This window comes from Salinicola aestuarinus (genome assembly GCF_003206645.1).
Classification (GTDB): Bacteria; Pseudomonadota; Gammaproteobacteria; order Pseudomonadales; family Halomonadaceae; genus Salinicola; species Salinicola aestuarinus.
Window position 1 is genome coordinate 202037 of record NZ_PZJP01000005.1, and the last position, 16459, is coordinate 218495.

12 protein-coding genes are annotated in these 16459 nt (G+C 66.0%); 9 read left to right on the top strand and 3 right to left on the bottom strand.

Translation table 11 applies throughout. From position 1 onward, the window contains the following. Positions 1-9: 9 nt before the first annotated feature. The gene (fabF, locus tag DOM41_RS06385; RefSeq protein ID WP_110686002.1) at positions 10-1272 is read left to right on the top strand and encodes a beta-ketoacyl-ACP synthase II; all 1263 of its coding nucleotides are present in this window, start codon (positions 10-12) and stop codon (positions 1270-1272) included. 121 nt (positions 1273-1393) lie between these two features. Here the strand turns inward: fabF and DOM41_RS06390 are convergent, their stop codons facing one another. Next, on the bottom strand, positions 1394-2188 hold the full coding sequence (locus DOM41_RS06390) for an SDR family NAD(P)-dependent oxidoreductase (protein WP_110686003.1): 795 nt from the start codon (positions 2186-2188) through the stop codon (positions 1394-1396). 293 nt (positions 2189-2481) lie between these two features. Between DOM41_RS06390 and DOM41_RS06395 the strand changes: the two genes are divergently transcribed. The 5 genes from DOM41_RS06395 to astB all read left to right on the top strand — a co-directional run bounded on the left by DOM41_RS06395 (position 2482) and on the right by astB (position 8814). Continuing rightward, entirely contained in the window at positions 2482-3696 is a 1215-nt protein-coding gene (locus DOM41_RS06395) for an aspartate aminotransferase family protein (RefSeq protein ID WP_110686004.1), read from the top strand. Further along, positions 3693-4805 carry an arginine N-succinyltransferase gene (locus DOM41_RS06400; RefSeq protein ID WP_110686005.1) on the top strand — a complete coding sequence of 371 codons (1113 nt, stop codon included), beginning with the start codon at positions 3693-3695 and terminating at the stop codon, positions 4803-4805. Before DOM41_RS06395 ends, DOM41_RS06400 begins: the two co-directional genes overlap by 4 nt. Further along, the gene (gene astA / locus DOM41_RS06405; RefSeq protein WP_110686006.1) at positions 4805-5824 is read left to right on the top strand and encodes an arginine N-succinyltransferase; all 1020 of its coding nucleotides are present in this window, start codon (positions 4805-4807) and stop codon (positions 5822-5824) included. Before DOM41_RS06400 ends, astA begins: the two co-directional genes overlap by 1 nt. 153 nt (positions 5825-5977) lie before the next feature. Continuing rightward, on the top strand, positions 5978-7447 hold the full coding sequence (gene astD / locus DOM41_RS06410) for a succinylglutamate-semialdehyde dehydrogenase (RefSeq protein ID WP_110686007.1): 1470 nt from the start codon (positions 5978-5980) through the stop codon (positions 7445-7447). After that, the gene (gene astB / locus DOM41_RS06415) at positions 7444-8814 is read left to right on the top strand and encodes an N-succinylarginine dihydrolase (protein WP_110686008.1); all 1371 of its coding nucleotides are present in this window, start codon (positions 7444-7446) and stop codon (positions 8812-8814) included. The genes astD and astB overlap by 4 nt, the downstream gene beginning before the upstream one ends. 13 nt (positions 8815-8827) lie before the next feature. Here astB and DOM41_RS06420 read toward each other — a convergent pair whose 3' ends face one another. Next, on the bottom strand, positions 8828-10030 hold the full coding sequence (locus DOM41_RS06420; protein ID WP_245391761.1) for a CynX/NimT family MFS transporter: 1203 nt from the start codon (positions 10028-10030) through the stop codon (positions 8828-8830). Positions 10031-10263: 233 nt separating this feature from the next. Between DOM41_RS06420 and DOM41_RS06425 the strand changes: the two genes are divergently transcribed. Further along, positions 10264-12402 (top strand): response regulator, encoded by a 2139-nt coding sequence (locus tag DOM41_RS06425; RefSeq protein WP_188112368.1) that lies wholly within the window; start codon positions 10264-10266, stop codon positions 12400-12402. Between the two features lie 33 nt (positions 12403-12435). Here DOM41_RS06425 and DOM41_RS06430 read toward each other — a convergent pair whose 3' ends face one another. After that, a complete protein-coding gene (locus DOM41_RS06430; RefSeq protein ID WP_110686010.1) occupies positions 12436-13857 on the bottom strand; it encodes a WecB/TagA/CpsF family glycosyltransferase in 1422 nt (473 codons plus the stop codon). Between the two features lie 298 nt (positions 13858-14155). Here DOM41_RS06430 and DOM41_RS06435 point away from each other — a divergent pair, with 298 nt between their 5' ends. Together DOM41_RS06435 and DOM41_RS06440 are read left to right on the top strand one after the other, a co-directional pair. Further along, positions 14156-15430 carry an oligosaccharide flippase family protein gene (locus DOM41_RS06435; protein ID WP_110686011.1) on the top strand — a complete coding sequence of 425 codons (1275 nt, stop codon included), beginning with the start codon at positions 14156-14158 and terminating at the stop codon, positions 15428-15430. Beyond that, complete coding sequence (locus DOM41_RS06440) at positions 15427-16356, top strand: glycosyltransferase family 2 protein (RefSeq protein WP_110686012.1); 930 nt, start codon at positions 15427-15429, stop codon at positions 16354-16356. Before DOM41_RS06435 ends, DOM41_RS06440 begins: the two co-directional genes overlap by 4 nt. Positions 16357-16459: the final 103 nt, after the last annotated feature.

The window sequence follows — 16459 nt, forward strand, 5'->3', positions numbered from 1 at the left end:
GACACCGTCATGCGACGCATCGTAGTGACCGGAATGGGCATTCTCTCGCCGCTGGGCTGCAGTCTCGAAACCGTCTGGCAGCGGCTGCTGGCCGGCACCTCTGGCCTGCGGCAGCTGCCTGCCGAAACCGTCGAGGGGCTCGCCGTCGGCGTCGGCGGTCCGGTGCCATCGATCGAGGAGGACAGCACCGGTTTCGATCTCGACGGCACCATCGACCCGAAGGAGCGGCGCAAGATGGACCGCTTCATTCAGATGGCCGTGGTGGCTGCCGAGCAGGCGCTCACCCAGGCCGACTGGTTCCCCGAGAGCGACGCCGACAAGGAGCGCACCGCCACGGTCATTGGCTCCGGGATCGGCGGCTTTCCGGCCATCGCCGACGCCGTGCGCACGGTCGACAGCCGCGGCCCGCGCCGCCTGTCCCCCTTCACGATTCCGTCGTTTCTGGCCAACCTGGCCTGCGGCCACGTGTCGATCCGCCACGGTCTCAAGGGGCCGCTGGGCGCGCCGGTGACCGCCTGCGCTGCCGGTCTGCAGGCGATCGGCGACGCCGCGCGCATGATTCACGCCGGCGAAGCGGACGTTGCCGTCTGCGGCGGTAGCGAAGCGTGTATCGATCGCGTCAGCCTCGGCGGCTTTGCCGCTGCAAAAGCGCTCTCCTCGCACTACAACGACACGCCGGAAGCCGCCTCGCGCCCCTTCGATCAGGGTCGCGACGGTTTCGTGATGGGCGAGGGCGCGGGACTGCTGGTGATCGAGACCCTCGAGCACGCACTGGCCCGCGGTGCCAAGCCGATCGCGGAAATCGTCGGTTACGGCACCAGCTCGGACGCTTATCACCTCACCGCCGGACCGGAAAACGGTGAGGGTGCGGCTCGCGCGATGCAGGTCGCCCTGCGTCAGGCGAATCTGGCACCCACGGATATCGGCCATCTCAACGCCCACGCCACCTCGACGCCAGTCGGCGATCGCGGCGAACTCGCCGCTGTGCGTCGGGTCTTTGGCGATCACCGCCCGGCAATCAGTGCCACCAAGGCGGCCACCGGCCATCTTCTGGGCGCCGCCGGCGGGGTCGAATCAATCTTCACGCTGCTCGCCCTGCGCGATCAGATCGCCCCGGTGACGCGCAACCTCGACGACCCGGACCCGATGGCTGCCGACATGGACATCGTCCGCGGCGAATCCCGCGAGATGCCGATGGAGCATGCCATCTGCAACGGCTTCGGCTTCGGTGGGGTGAACGCGAGCGTCATCTTCAAGCGCTACGCCGGCTGACACGGGCCGCGCGCCACAGCATTGGTGATGCGCAACGCAAAACGCCAGCGACGACCGTCGCTGGCGTTTTTGTGATGACAGCCTACGGTACGGGCCGTTTTTGCCGCGTGACGCTTTGGCGTCAGGCCATCGTATCGACGATGCCGCCCTCGACCCGCATGGCTGCGCCGGTGGTGGCGCTGGCCTGCTCGGAGGCGAGATAGACGCTGAGGTTGGCCACCTCGTCGACCTCGGCCACGCGCTGGATGATCGACGACGGCCGGTTGTCCTTGACGAAGTTGGCCTCCGCCTCGGCTTCGCTCACCCCCTGCTGCCGGGCGATCCCGGCGATCATGTTGCCGACCCCTTCTGACTTGGTCGGCCCCGGCAGCACCGCGTTGACCGTCACCTGTGTGCCGGCGAGCACCTTGGCGAGACCGCGGGAGATCGACTGCACCGCGCTCTTGGTCATGCCGTAGTGCACCATCTCGGCGGGGATGTTGAGGGCCGATTCGCTGGAGAGGAACTGTATCCGGCCCCAGTCGCGCTGCTTCATGCCCTGGGCGTAGTGGCGTGACAGCCGCACCGCGCTCATCACGTTGACGTCGAAGAACTGCTGCCACTCCTCGTCGGGAATCTCGAAGAAGTCCTTCGGCCCGAAGATCCCCACGTTGTTGATCAGGATGTCGCAGTCGGGCTTGGCCTGAATCAGTGCGCTGCAGCCCTCGGCCGTGCCGAGATCCGCAGCGACGCCGTCGGCGGTCGCCCCGGGCACCGCTTCCTTGAGCGTGGCGATCGCGTCGTCGACACGCGCCTGGGTACGTCCGGTGAGGGTGACGGCGGCGCCGGCGCCGGCGAGCCCCCGGGCGATGGCGAGGCCGATGCCGGCGGTGGAGCCGGTGACAATGGCGGTCTTGCCGGTAAGGTCGATCTTCATGCGGGTACTCCCTGATCGGATAGCGGTTCGCGCCGCCGGGAACGGATGACGCCGAGACTCAGCCGGCGCGAGCCATCCGTCGGCGGCGGTGAATGTCGGTGGTCGCCCATGACATCGGGGCGGCAGGGCGTGACGACAACCCGTTTTCACGAATAAGGTAGACGATCGCCAGGTGGCCGGGCGTGGGCGCTTTTCGCAACTCCCCGTCCCATCGCTGAAAGTCGATGCGTCGCCCGGTCCCTATACTCGTTTGAACACCTCGGTTCGATAGACCCATCTCCAGGGAGAGAGACATGCCCGCCAGCTCCACACGTGACGATTTCGACAAGTACATGGCCCCGAACTATGCCCCGCAGCGCGCGATTCCGGTCCGCGGTGAAGGCAGCCGTCTGTGGGATCAGGAAGGGCGCGAGTACATCGATTTCGCCGGCGGCATCGCAGTCAATGCGCTCGGTCACTGTCATCCCGTCCTGGTCGAGGCGCTCACCGGGCAGGCCAACAAGCTCTGGCATCTCTCCAACGTCTACACCAACGAGCCGGCGCTGGCGCTGAGTCGCGAGCTGGTCGAGCGTACCTTCGCCGACAAGGTCTACTTCTGCTCCTCCGGCGGCGAGGCCAACGAGGCGGCGTTCAAGCTGGCCCGTCGCTGGGGGTTCGACAACTTCGGCGAGAAGAAGCACAAGATCATCTCGTTCAAGCAGTCCTTCCACGGGCGCACGCTCTTCACCGTCAGCGTCGGCGGCCAGCCCAAGTACACCGAGGGCTTCGGTCCGGTACCCGCCGGCATCAGCCACGCCACCTTCAACGATCTGGATAGCGTGCGTGAGCTGATCGACGACGACACCTGCGCGGTGGTCGTCGAGCCGATCCAGGGCGAAGGCGGCGTGACCCCGGCCACGCCCGAATTCCTGCAGGGGCTGCGCGAGCTCTGCGACCAGCACCAGGCGCTGTTGGTGATGGACGAGGTGCAGTCCGGCGTGGGGCGTAGCGGCAAGCTCTACGCCTACATGCACTACGGCGTGACGCCGGACATTCTGACCAGTGCCAAGGCGATCGGTGGCGGCTTCCCGCTCGGTGCCATGCTGGCCTCCGACCGGGTTGCCAAGTCGCTGGTCGTCGGTACGCACGGTTCCACCTACGGCGGCAACCCGCTGGCCTGTGCGGTGGGCCTCGCGGCGCTGACCACCATCGACACGCCCGCGGTGCTCGAGGGCGTCGAGCGGCGCCACATGCTCTTCCGCGAGCATCTCGAAGTGATCAACCGCAAGCACGGCGTATTCAAGGAAATTCGCGGCATGGGCCTGCTGATCGGTGCCGAAATGAGCGACGACTTCCAGGGCAAGGCGCGCGAGATCCTGCCGCTGGCCCTCGAAGAGGGGCTGATGGCGCTGGTCGCTGGCCCCAACGTGCTGCGCATGGCGCCGTCCCTGATCATCTCGGAGGCGGACATCGAAGAGGGCATGGCGCGTCTGGAGCTCGCCATCGAGCGGCTCCTCGGCCAGTCATGAGTGATTCGCGAACGTCGACCGCCGCCGCCGCGGCGGCGGACGATACCGGTCAGCTGCTGGTGCGCCCCGCGCGGTCTGACGACCTGGCGGCGATCGAGCGTCTCGCCAGCAGCGCCACGCCGCGGCTGACCAATCTGCCGCTGCATCGCGACCGGCTCGAGGAGCGTATCGCCCGCTCGACGCACTCACTGGCCCACAACGTCGACTTCCCCGGCGACGAGACCTACACCTTTGTGCTCGAGGATCGCGGCGAGCTGGTGGGCACCGCCAGCATCCGGGCCCAGGCCGGGGCGCAGGACGTCTACTACACCTATCGTCAGGAGACGCTGATTCACGCCTCGCAGCAGCTGGATCTGCGCCACGAGGTGCAGACGCTCTCGCTCTCCCACGAGATGTCGGAAGTGTCGCTGCTCTGTGCGCTGTCGCTGGATGCCCGCTACCGCGGCACCAGCGCGGCATCTCTGCTGCGTCGGGCACGGTTGATGTTCATTGCACAGTATCCGGAGCGCTTCGCCGACGTGCTCGGGGTCGCCTTTCCGGGCTATCTCGACGATGACGGCGCGTCGCCGTTCTGGAACAGCGTCGGTCGCCATTTCTTCCAGCAGGACTACCACGAGATTAATCATCTGGCGGGGGTGCGCTCGAAGAGCTTCATCGCCGAGGTGATGCCGCAGTTTCCGCTCTATCTGCCGCTGCTGACGCCGCAGGCTCGGGCCGCGATCGGTCGTGAACACGCGGTCCACGAGTCGGCATTGACCGAGATGCTCGCCGAGGGGTTCGTACGCTCGCGTCACGTCGATATCTTCGACGCAGGCCCCGTACTGCGTGGCGAGCGCGCCCGGCTGCGCACGCTCACCGGCTGCGGCTGGCATCCGGTGCGCATCCGCCCGGCAGCCTCGTTGCCGGACGGCGAGCCGGCCATGGTCGCCAACCAGCAGCTGGCGGATTTCCGCTGCACCGTCGCTCGCTACGCGCTGACGCCCACCGGACAGCTATTGCTCTCCGAGGCCCAGGCCGAACTGCTGGGTGTCGAGGAAGGGCGCGCGGTACTCGCCGCACCACTGCCGCTGCCAGACGTCGAGGACGCGCTGGACGAGGGGGAATTCTGATGCGCCTGAGACCCATCGCATACGACGACATCGCAGAGCTCAGGGCGTTGGCCCAGGAAACCGGCGTCGGTTTTACCTCGCTGCCGGACAGTCAGGAGTTTCTGAGCGCCAAGATCGACAAGGCGGTCGCGGCCTTCGAGGCCCGCGTACCGCCGGAGGAGCGTCTCTACTTCTTCGTGCTCGAGGACGAGACCAGCGGCGAACTCGCCGGCTGCTGCGCCATCGAGGCTGAAGTCGGTCGCGAGACGCCGTTCTACCACTACCGGGTGGGCAAGCTTGCCCACTCGTCGGTGCAGCTCGATCTGCACCGCACCATCGACACGCTCTTTCTCAGTTCGGATCACACCGGAGATGCCGAGGTGGCGTCGCTGTTTCTGCGTCCGGCCTATCGGCGCGATCGTAACGGCACGCTGCTCTCCAAGGCACGCTGGCTGTTCATGGCGGAGTTCCGCGAGTGCTTTCCCGACAAGGTGCTCGCCGAGATGCGCGGGGCGTTCAGCGCCGATGGCGTCAATCCGTTCTGGGAGAGTCTCGGCAGCCACTTCTTTCCGATGGAGTTCAAGCGGGCGGATCAGCTCACCGGCCTTGGGCAGAAGAGCTTCATCGGCGAGCTGATGCCGAAGTATCCGATCTACACGCCGTTCCTGCCGCAGGCGGCCCGCGACTGCATCGGTCAGGTGCACGAACACACCCGCCCGGCGCTGGAGATGCTCAAGAAAGAGGGGCTGCGCTGGGAGGGTTACATCGACATCTTCGACGGCGGCCCCACGGTCGAGGCGTATATCGACGATGTGCGGGCGATCCGCCACTCCCACTGCGTGAGCGTCGAGATCGGCGATGCCGGGCTCGAACAGAGCGAGCGGCCGGGCTGGCTGGCGGCGAGCACCGGCATGGCGGATTTTCGCTGCAGCTGGATCGGTCGCGGGCCGAGCGACGACGGTGTCGTGACGCTCACGCCGCGGGAGGCCGCGCGCCTCGGCGTGGGCAGTGGCGGCCGGCTGCGCCTGCTCGAAACGTAAAGAACGTCTACACAGCGACCCCAGCCCCGCGAGGCGACCCGCGCCGCGCCGTGGCGTGATCCGGCGACGCCGCCGGGCGAATCGACGAGGAAAGGGGCTGGGCCGAACGCGCCGGGTGCCTTGCCCGCGTTCCAGAACAACCAGGAGTGAGATATGCACGCCAAACAGCAGCTGCTGATCGACGGTCACTGGCAGCAGGGTCAGGCCGACGTCTTCGACAAGCGAGATCCCGTCTCGGGTGAGGCGCTGTGGCAGGCGAGTGCGGCCTCACCCGAGCAGGTGAATGCGGCGGTCGCGGCAGCACGCCGCGCCTTCCCCGGCTGGGCGCAACGGGCATTCGACGAGCGACAGGGTGTCGTCGAGCGCTTTCGCGACCAGCTCGAGGCGCAACGCGAGCCGCTGGCGGTCAGCATCGCCCAGGAGACCGGCAAGCCGATCTGGGAGGCACGAACCGAAATCGGCGCGATGATCGGCAAGGTCGCCATCTCGCTCACCGCCTACCACGAGCGGACGGGCGAGCGTGCCCGCGACGCCAACGGAACGCGGGCGGTGCTACGCCACCGTCCCCATGGGGTGATGGCCGTTTTCGGCCCCTACAACTTTCCCGGACACCTGCCCAACGGGCATATCGTACCGGCGCTGCTCGCGGGTAATTGCGTGGTGTTCAAGCCCAGCGAGCAGACGCCGATGACTGCCGACCTGGTGCTGCAGTGCTGGGAGCGAGCGGGACTGCCGGCCGGCGTGATCAATCTGGTTCAGGGCGCCGCCGAGGTGGGGCAGGCACTGGCGGGCAATGCCGATATCGATGGCCTGCTCTTCACCGGCAGCGCCAAGATCGGCGGGCTGCTGCACCGTCAGTTTGCCGGCCAGCTGGACAAGATTCTGGCGCTGGAGCTTGGCGGCAACAACCCGCTGGTGATCAAGGACGTGCGCGATCTCGACGCGGCCGTACTCACCGTGCTGCAGTCCGCGTTTCTCTCCGGCGGGCAGCGCTGCACCTGCGCCCGACGGCTCATCGTGCCGAAGGGGGAAAGCGGCGATCGGTTGATCGACCGGCTCGTCGAGGTCATGCGCGAGCTGCACGTGGCCGCGCCGTTCAGCGAACCTGCGCCGTTCTATTCGGGACTTGTCAGCCCGGAAGCCGCCGAGGGGCTGCTTGCCGCGCAGGCGGAGCTCGAGTCCCGCGGCGGCGAGGTGCTGGTGCGCATGGCATCGCTGGAGTCGGGCACCAGCCTGCTCTCGCCGGGGCTGGTCGACGTCACCGGCTGCGACGTGCCGGACGAGGAGCACTTCGGGCCACTGCTCAAGGTGAGCCGCTACGCCGACTGGGACGATGCGATCGAGCTTGCCAATGACACCCGCTACGGTCTCTCCGCCGGCCTCATCGGCGGCGATCAAGCCGACTGGGACGACTTTCTGCTGCGCATTCGCGCCGGCATCGTCAACTGGAACCGGCAGACCACCGGTGCTTCCAGTGATGCCCCCTTCGGCGGTATCGGCGACAGCGGCAATCACCGCCCGAGCGCCTACTACGCCGCCGACTACTGCGCCTACCCGGTGGCCTCGATGGAGTCCGACACCCTGGCGATGCCGAGCGAGCTGCCACCCGGGGTCACGTTATGAGCGGCGAGGCGATGAACGACGCGGGGAGTGACGTCCAGGAGATCAACTTCGACGGTCTGGTCGGTCCGACGCACAACTATGCCGGGCTCTCCCACGGCAACGTCGCCTCGATGCGCCACGGGGGGCTCGATGCCAATCCGCGGGAGGCGGCCCTGCAGGGACTGGCGAAGATGAAGTCCCTGATGGATGCCGGCTACGCTCAGGGCGTGCTGTTGCCGCAGCAGCGCCCCGATCTCGGTGCCCTGCGTGCGCTCGGCTTTGGCGGCAGCGATGCCCAGATCCTCGCCCGTGCCGCCGAGCAGGCCCCGCAACTCCTGCGCGCGGTCTGCTCGGCCTCGAGCATGTGGACGGCCAATGCCGCCACGGTGACGCCGGGCGTGGACGCGCCCGACGGCCGCGTCCATTTCACCCCCGCCAATCTGCAGTCGAGCTTTCATCGCTATCTGGAGCCGCAGACCACCGCGCGAGTGCTGGCCGCGATCTTCAACGACGCCGGTCACTTCGCGCACCACCCGGCGCTGCCGGCGACGCCGGCGTTTTCCGACGAGGGCGCGGCCAATCACACCCGACTGGCAGGCGACCACGGCGAGGCGGGGGTGCACCTTTACGTCTACGGGCGTCAGGCGTTTGGCGGCGAGCGCGGCCCGGTGCGCTATCCGGCCCGCCAGACGCGAGAGGCAAGCGAAGCCATCGCCCGCCAGCATGGCCTGAGCGAGGCCCAGTGCGTCTTCGCCCAGCAGCACCCCGACGCCATCGACGCCGGCGTGTTCCACAACGATGTCATCGCTGTGGGCAACGGCCCCGTGCTGCTCTATCACGACATGGCGTTCCGGGACGAGGAGGGCACGCTGGACGCGCTGCGTGAGCGGATGTCGACACCCCTGATTCCGGTGCGGGTGCCGAGCGAGGCCGTCGCACTCGACGACGCGGTATCGACCTATCTGTTCAATTCGCAGTTGCTCTCCAATCCCGACGGCAGCATGACGCTGGTGGTACCCGGGGAGTGTCAGGAGAACGAGTCGGTCTGGCGCACGATTCAGGATCTGCTGCTGGCGGGCTACAACCCGATCAGCGAGGTGGTAGTGAAAGACGTCAAGCAGAGCATGCGCAACGGCGGCGGCCCCGCCTGTCTGCGTCTGCGCGTGGCGCTCTCCGCCGCCGAGCGCGGCGCGATGAGCGGACGTGCGCTGCTGACCGAAAAGCTTTACGCCGAACTCACCGCCTGGGTCGAGCGGCACTACCGCGACCGGCTCGGCCCGGGGGATCTCGCCGACCCGGCACTCGCCCGCGAGACGCTGACCGCACTCGACGAGCTCACCGGGCTGCTGCGGGTCGGCAGCGTCTATCCGTTCCAGCTCGACGTGTGAGCTGACGCGTGCTTCAGGCGTTTTTCAGCTCGACCATTCGCGGCCGGCCAAGCAGCACGCCGGCCACGCTCTGGCCCGCCAGCAGAACCAGCAGGAAGAGCAGCGAGACGTGCCAGCTGCCGGTCCAGCCGTGCAGCGCACCGAAAAGCAGCGGCCCCCCGGCGGCGAGCAGATAGCCCAGGCTCTGGGACATCCCCGAGAGCATTGCCGCGTGGTGCGGCGCACGGGTCCGCAGCACGATCATCGTCAGCGCGAAGCTGAAGCAGCCACCCTGTCCGGCGCCGAGCAGGACCGCCCACGCCAGTGGCGCTGCCGTTGGCGCCAGCAGCAGGCCGAGCAGCGAGGTGCCGATCAGCGCGCAGAGCGCGACCACCAACAGGCTGTGATGGCTGAGCCGCGCCGCGAGTCGGGCGATCAGATAGCTGGCCGGAATGCTGGTCAGGTTGATGGTCGAGACCATCAGTCCCGCGGTTGCTGCGGGGACGCCCGCGTCGCTCGCCAGCGCCGGCAGCCAGGTCTGCAGAGTGTAGAAACCGAGCGATTGGGCGCCCATGAAGAGCGTCAGCGTCCAGGCGACCGGATTGCGGAAGAGCCGTGACATTGGCGGCCGGGCCGCCTGGGTGCCCGCCACGCTGGCCCGCCGGGCCATGCCCCACCACAGCAGAGCGCAGGCGAGCCCTACGCCAGCCCACAGCCAGATCGGCGTCGACCAGCTGTCGCTCATCTGCATCAGCGGTACTGCCGTTCCGGCGCTCACGGTCGCGCCGATGCCCATCATTACCGTATAGAGCCCCATGGTCTGGCCCAGCCGATCACCGCGATCGCGCTTGACCAGCGCCGGCATGAACACGTTGCCGAAGGCGATCCCCAGTCCTGCCAGCAGGGTGCCCAGCAGCATCGGTGACAGCAGCTCGACCCCCCGCAGCGCCCCGCCCGCGGCGACCAGCGTGAGCGCACAGGCGATCGCCCGATCGAGCCCGACCCGGTCGGCGAAACCGGGTGCCAGCGGCGAGAGCAGCCCGAAGCAGAGAATCATCCCGGTCGTCAGCAGGCTCGCCGTGCTGGCATCGATGGCCAGCGTCGACATGATCGGTTCCAGCACTGGCCCGATCACGACGATGGGGGCGCGAAGATTGATCGCCGCGAGGCCGAAGGCGAGCAGCCAGAGCCAGGTGGGCGGAGCAGAATAATGAGGTTTGAGCGGCGGTTGCGACACGTTGAACGACTTTGCGGAATGGCGTTGTATCTTAGCATTTTCGCGATTCACACCGCCGCGTCGGGACGATCGACACCCTCCCGACGCACGGACCAGCGCGAGAGTCGGATAGGCAGGCCCGAGCGGAGGCAACTAAGATGGCCGCAGGAACGAGTCGCCGTCCGTTGCCGCGGCCATCGTCCGTTCGTTCGACTGCATTCTGGGGCAAGCCGCCCGGCGAAGAGGAGTCTTTAGTGTCTCTATCCGATGAAGCCCCATCAGCTGAACTCATCCGGCGCCTTGAGCGACGTCTTCAACGCTCGGAGGCCGCGCGCGAAGAGGCGGAGCAGATCATCGAGTCGCGCAGTCGCGAACTCCTGCACGCCAATGAGCAGTTGATGGAGCGCGAGGCCGAGCTGCGTCAGCGGCTCGATATCGAGAGCCAGCATCTACTTCGGGCCCAACGCACTGCCGGTCTCGCAACGTTTCATCGCCACCGCGCCGATCGATTACTGACGTCACCTGAATTCAACACACTGCTGGGCCTCGAGCCTGCCGTCAGAGCCGACGAGCAAGCCTTGCGCGGCGTCGTCCATCCGCTGGATCAGGATCGGTTGATGCGGCTCGAGGCATCGTTTTCACCGTCGAATCACGATGAGCGCGAGCAGACCCACGAGCTACGCATTGTCCGTCGGGGGGCCGTGCGCTGGACCCGCTGGGTGGTGCATCGAGAGGCCGACGAGCAAGGCGATTTTGCCGTGCTCTTCGGCACCGTTCAGGACATTACCGAAAAGCGCCAGTCCGAGCGTACGATTCAGGCACTGGCGCGGGTCGCCGAGCGGCGCGTTCACCAGCTCACGCGACTGGGCGCGACGCTGCGCCAGAGCCAGCGCGCGCTGGAGGAGGCGCTGGACTTCAAGGGGGACTTTCTGGCGACGGTCAGCCATAACATCCGGACTCCCCTCAACGGTATTCTCGGCATGCTGGAGTTACTGGCCTCGGGGGTTCCCGAGGGCGAGTCGCATAGCCGGCTGACCGTGGCTCGGGAAGCGGCCAAGCAACTCGATCTCTACATCGGTGACATCGCCGAGATGGCCTATGCCGAGGACAAGGCGCTGGAGTCTTCGCCGCAACCCGTGCAAATTCGCCAGCTGTTCGATCACCTGATGCAGTTCTGGCAGTACGCCCACGCCCAGCCCGACCCTCTCTTGCGCCTTGCGGTCGATCAGTCGGTTCCGCAGGCAGTGGTCATCGACCCGCATCGATGTCGACAGATCATGGATGTGCTGATCGGTCGGCTGATCCGGGATGGTGGGCCAGTGCATCTGCACGCGACCTTCAATGACGGCCACCTGACGATACGTCTCTCTACGCTGAATGGCAGGCCAGGGTTGCTCGACGATGGAACGACACGATATCCGTTGATGCAGCGTATTCCCGCCGCGATCGGCGGGACGCTCACGCGCATCGATGACGCCGGTGCCATCGGTGTCGTGCTGACGCTGCCCGTCGGCCCGGCGCCCGAGCAGGATGAAGGATCGACCCGCGCGTCGATGGCGCCGCTGCGGGTCGAGGCGCGTCGTCCTCGTCTGCTGGTGGTGGATGATATCGATACCAATCGCCTCGTTCTGACTCAGTTTCTCGACCTCATGGGTTGCGACTGGGTGACGGCCGATGACGGGGATGTCGCCGTGGAACAGGCACTGGCGGGCGGCTTTGATGCCATTCTGATGGATATCCGGATGCCGCGCCTGTCAGGTGTCGAGGCAACTTGCCGCATTCGAGCGGCGTCGGATGCCACCGTGCGATCCGTGCCGATCATCGCGGTGACCGCGCACGCCAATCGTGCCGAGCGGGAAGGGCTTGAAAGCCAGGGATTCACCGCCGCGCTCTCCAAGCCGGTCGACGCTCGCGTGCTGCGCACGTCGCTGCAGGCGATCTTCGCGGCCTCCCCGCCTGGCGCGGGAGTACAGCACGTCTCTCCCTCGCTGGCTGATGACAGACCATCGCCCGCGGCGGAAGGTGCAGAAGGGGCCGCCAGCCAGTCGCGCGACATGCCGATCGACAAGGACTACTTCCAGGCGCTGTTCAAGCCGCTGGCATCGGCGCGTCGCGACCTGCTGCTGAAGGCGGCGGTCGACGACCTCGAGCGATTGATCACGGATATCGAGAGAGGCTACGTGGAGGAGAATCTCGATCTCACCGCTCGGGCCGCGCATAGCCTCAAGGGGGTCGCGGGGAACTTTGGCGCCTTTGCGCTGATGGAGGCAGTGCAGGTCTATCGAGACTTGCCGAAGGAAGAGGCCGGCTGCCGGCTACCCGAGTTGCAGGCGCAGGTCGCGGGGGTGATCGAGCACGCCCGCGACCTCTTTGCCACGCTGGATCGTGATTGAGGCTACCTGCCGTCTCTTGCCACTACCCGGCACTCAGTAGGCTCCCCGTCGCGCGAGGACGGCGGGTACGGTACGGAACATCAGACCGATGTCATGGATCACGCTGTGGCGCTTGAGATACGCGATATCCATGACGACCTGCTGTTCGAACGGAATATCGGCCCGGCCTGATACCTGCCAGGTGCAGGTGATGCCGGGTTTCCCGCCCAGGCGAAGCCAGCTTGCGTCCTGATAGGTAATCACCTCTTCGGGCAGCGCCGGACGAGGGCCGACGATCGACATGTCACCGCGCAGCACATTGAACAACTGCGGCAGCTCGTCCAGCGAGGTCTTGCGCAGCAGCGCGCCAACGCGCGTGATCCGCGGGTCACGTTTCATCTTGAAGCAGGCGCCCTGACGCTCGCTTTGCGAAAGCAGTTCGGCGCGACGGGCCTCGGCGTCCTGGACCATGGAGCGGAACTTGAGCATCTTGAAAGGTTTGCCATAAGCGCCGATGCGCCGCTGGGTGAACAGCGCCGGTCCGCCGTCTTCGTTGCGGATTGCCAGCGCAATCAGGCCGATCAGAGGGGCGAGGGCGAGGATCGCCGTGGCGGAGACGGTGATGTCCACGGCCCGCTTGATGACGCTCTGAATCCTGCGGCCCGGGATGCGCGACTGCACGCCATGGCATAGCGCATGGAACAGGAAGGTGGCATTGCCGATCAAGTATCGGCTGGCCAGACGCCGGGGTTCCTGCATCAGTCGCCATGCCCATTCGCAACCCACACGGCGAACCACTTCAGGGGCGCGAGTGACGTTGCCGGCATAGTAGTCGAACAGGCCTCCGACCCCGATGATGACCGGTACGCGAAGCCGATGACGGTTCTCGGCGATCCACTTCTCCTGCAGCGGGACGCCCAGGCCGACGAACAGAATGGCGGGACGGGCGCGATTGATTCGCGAAATCAGAAGTTCGGTTTCGGCGGGGGCAAAGAATCCATGCTGAGTGCCCGCGATCTCGAGGTCGGGGTAGCGTTGCTGCATCGCGCCCGCTGCCTGCTGGGCCGTGCCGGGTTTGCCGCCCAACAGATAGAGTGAGAGGCCCTTCTTAGCGGCTCTTTCGCACAGCGGTGGGAAGAGATCGGTGCCGTTGAGGTTATCGCCCATGGTCTTGCCGGCCAGCTTGGCAGCGATACGCATGCCGGAACCGTCCGGGAGCAAAAGGTCGGACTCGGCGAGGTGCTCACGGTAGGTCGCGTCGTGGCGGGCCACGTTGATGCAGTGGGCGTTGATGAAGTTGATAGTCGTCGACTGCGTATGGGTCGCGTGGTCGATAATCAAGGAGACCGCAGCATCGCGAGACGCATTGAGCAGCGACAGGCCGAATAACGGCGTCGCGGCACTGGGCGTCGTAGGGGCCGAGCGGCTGTCGCGAGTCTGAAAAGTGCGTGAGGAGTGGGTCGAGAAAGCTGGCATGTTGTCTCTCCGCTGGACGTAAAAGAGCGTTTCGACAGACCAACATCCATAAATCGTGCCAACTTTTATTTTTCATTATTTATCAGAGCATTATGCTATTTATTGCGATTGTCAGCTCGCCCCTATTTGCGTATTGCAATGCGTCGCACAATGGGTTTTGCAATCTGCGGATAAATCCGCGAGATAGTGTGCGAAATGGAAAGATAAAAACGATAGAGCCTTGTTTTACATAAAACTTAGCGAGTGTTGGCCTGGATATTGAAAGCAGTGGAGAAATGCTCTTTATCCGGAGACTTTCATGTTGCGCATTCCTCTGCTGTCCCGCTATGAATCCAGCCCCCTCTACCGGGGATTGATGGCCTTCGGCAGTGCCGAGATGATCAATCGAGTCGCGCGTATCTTGGCGGTCGTGGTGATCGCCAGACAGGTCTCGCCCGCCATGATGGGGGCAGCCGCGCTGGCGCTCAGTCTCTTCGAGGTGGTTCGGGTGTTGACCAACGCCGGCATTGGTCAGCGGGTGATCGCGGTCGGGGCCACGCAGCTCGACGCCACCTGCAACACGGCAGGTCGCCTCTTCTGGCTCTGGTGTCTACTGGTCTGCGGGGTGCAGCTGCTGCTGGCCGGCGCCCTGTGGCTCACCGGCCTGAGCGACATTGCCGTGATGTTGTCGGTGCTCGCCGGGGTCTACTTGTTCATGCCCGCCGGGCTGGTATCGGTCAACCTGCTGATGCGTGAAGAGCGTTTCGGGGCCATCGCGCGCATCGCGACCATCCAGAATGTCAGTGATCATCTGCTGACCCTCATACTGGTCCTCATCTGGCCGAGTGCCTGGGCCATCGTGCTGCCCAAGCTCTGCACGGCGCCGCTATGGCTGATCCTGGCGCGCCGCGCCAGGCCCTGGGCGCCGTGTAGCCGGTCCGGTTATGCGCCATGGCGTGGCTTTGTCGGGTTCGGCACCGGCGTGCTGATCTCGGAACTGGTCAATGTGGGACGTGTCCAGCTCGATAAACTCATCGTCGGTGCGCTATTCGGTGTCAATGCGCTGGGCATCTACTATTTTGCTTTCAATGCCGGGCTCGGCATCACGACGTCCTTCGTCATGGCGCTGGGGCAGGTGCTGTTTCCCTATCTCTGCAGCGCCAAGGATGCCTCGCAGCGTCGCCAGCGTTGCCGCAAGGGAATGCGCGTGGCGCTGCTCGTGTTTCTGCCCATACTGCTGGCGCAGGTCACCCTTGCCCCCTGGTATGTTCCGTGGGTCTTTGGTGCGCAATGGACGGAGGCTGCGCCACTCGTATCGGTACTGGGACTGGGCGCCATTCCCATGATCTTCGCCGCCGTCGCTAGTGCCTGGCTGCGCGCCAACGACCATGCGGGTATCGAAGCCGGCATCAGCAGTGCATCGACCGCCGCCGCGCTGACGGGGCTGGTGACCTTCGCCAGCTGGGGGCTGATGGCTTCGGCGGTGGCCTATGTTGCCGGGCTGGCCATGGTCGTGATCCCCATGGCGCTGTGGCTCCTGTCGCGGCGCGACGTGGCTGCCGAGGCCGCGACACCAGAAAGGTCCTGTGTATGAATCGACCGATATTCAGCGTCATCGTCCCGGTTTACAACGCCAGCGATTCCATCGAAGAGACGGTCGCCAGCGTGCTGATGCAGACGGAGCGGGATTTCGAACTCTGGCTCGTTGATGATGGATCGACCGATGAGACGCCGGCGCATCTGCAGCGCCTGAGGGAGCGCGATCCGCGAATTCAGATACTGTCGCTGCCCAACGGGGGCGTGGCGGCCGCCCGCAATGCCGGTGCCGCCAAGGCGCAGGGGGAGCTTCTCGCCTTTCTCGATGCAGACGACCTCTGGTTGCCGACCAAGCTGGAACGGCACCGTCAGCATCACCGGGATGATCCGGAATGTGCGGCCAGCTTCGCGAGGATCGCCTTCCTGCCCGAGGGGGTGTCGAATTTTAACGAGGCGTCGACCCAGTCAAGCGTGCCCTCAGGGCCGCTGGCGTTGAGTCAGATTCTAGGGGAGAACCCGGTCTGCACCAGCTCAAACCTGGTGGTCAGTCGGCAGTGTTGGCAGGCAATTGGCGGATTTCGTGACGGCATGCAGTACGCGGAGGATCAGGAGTGGCTGGCTCGGGTGGTCGACAGCGGCCGAGAGGTCCGTGGGCTGGACACCCTGCTGGTGGGCTACCGCATGTCGACCGGTGGCCTGTCGGCCAACCTGCAGGCGATGTATGCCGGCTGGCATAGCCTGGCGGGGGATTACGCCAGCCACGCTGGCGTCGCCTCGGCACGTGCAACCTACTGTCGTTATCTGGCCCGGCGCGCGCTGAGATCGGGAGGGGCACCAACGCTCTCTTTGCACTTTGCGCTCGCCGGTCTCTTTAGCTCGCCCAGCGCCTTTCTGAAAGACCGGCGCCGAGGCGTGATGACGCTGCTTGGCGCACTGGTCAGCCCGTTACTCCCCCGGCGTCTGCGGATGCGCCTGTTCGCGTGAGCGGTGCTTTCGGCGCCACGGGATGACGTCGCCGTTGACGGCGGTCTCACGGCCGTCCCTCTGACACAGTGACCTGACAAGCGGTGTCGTTGCCGCGGGCGCG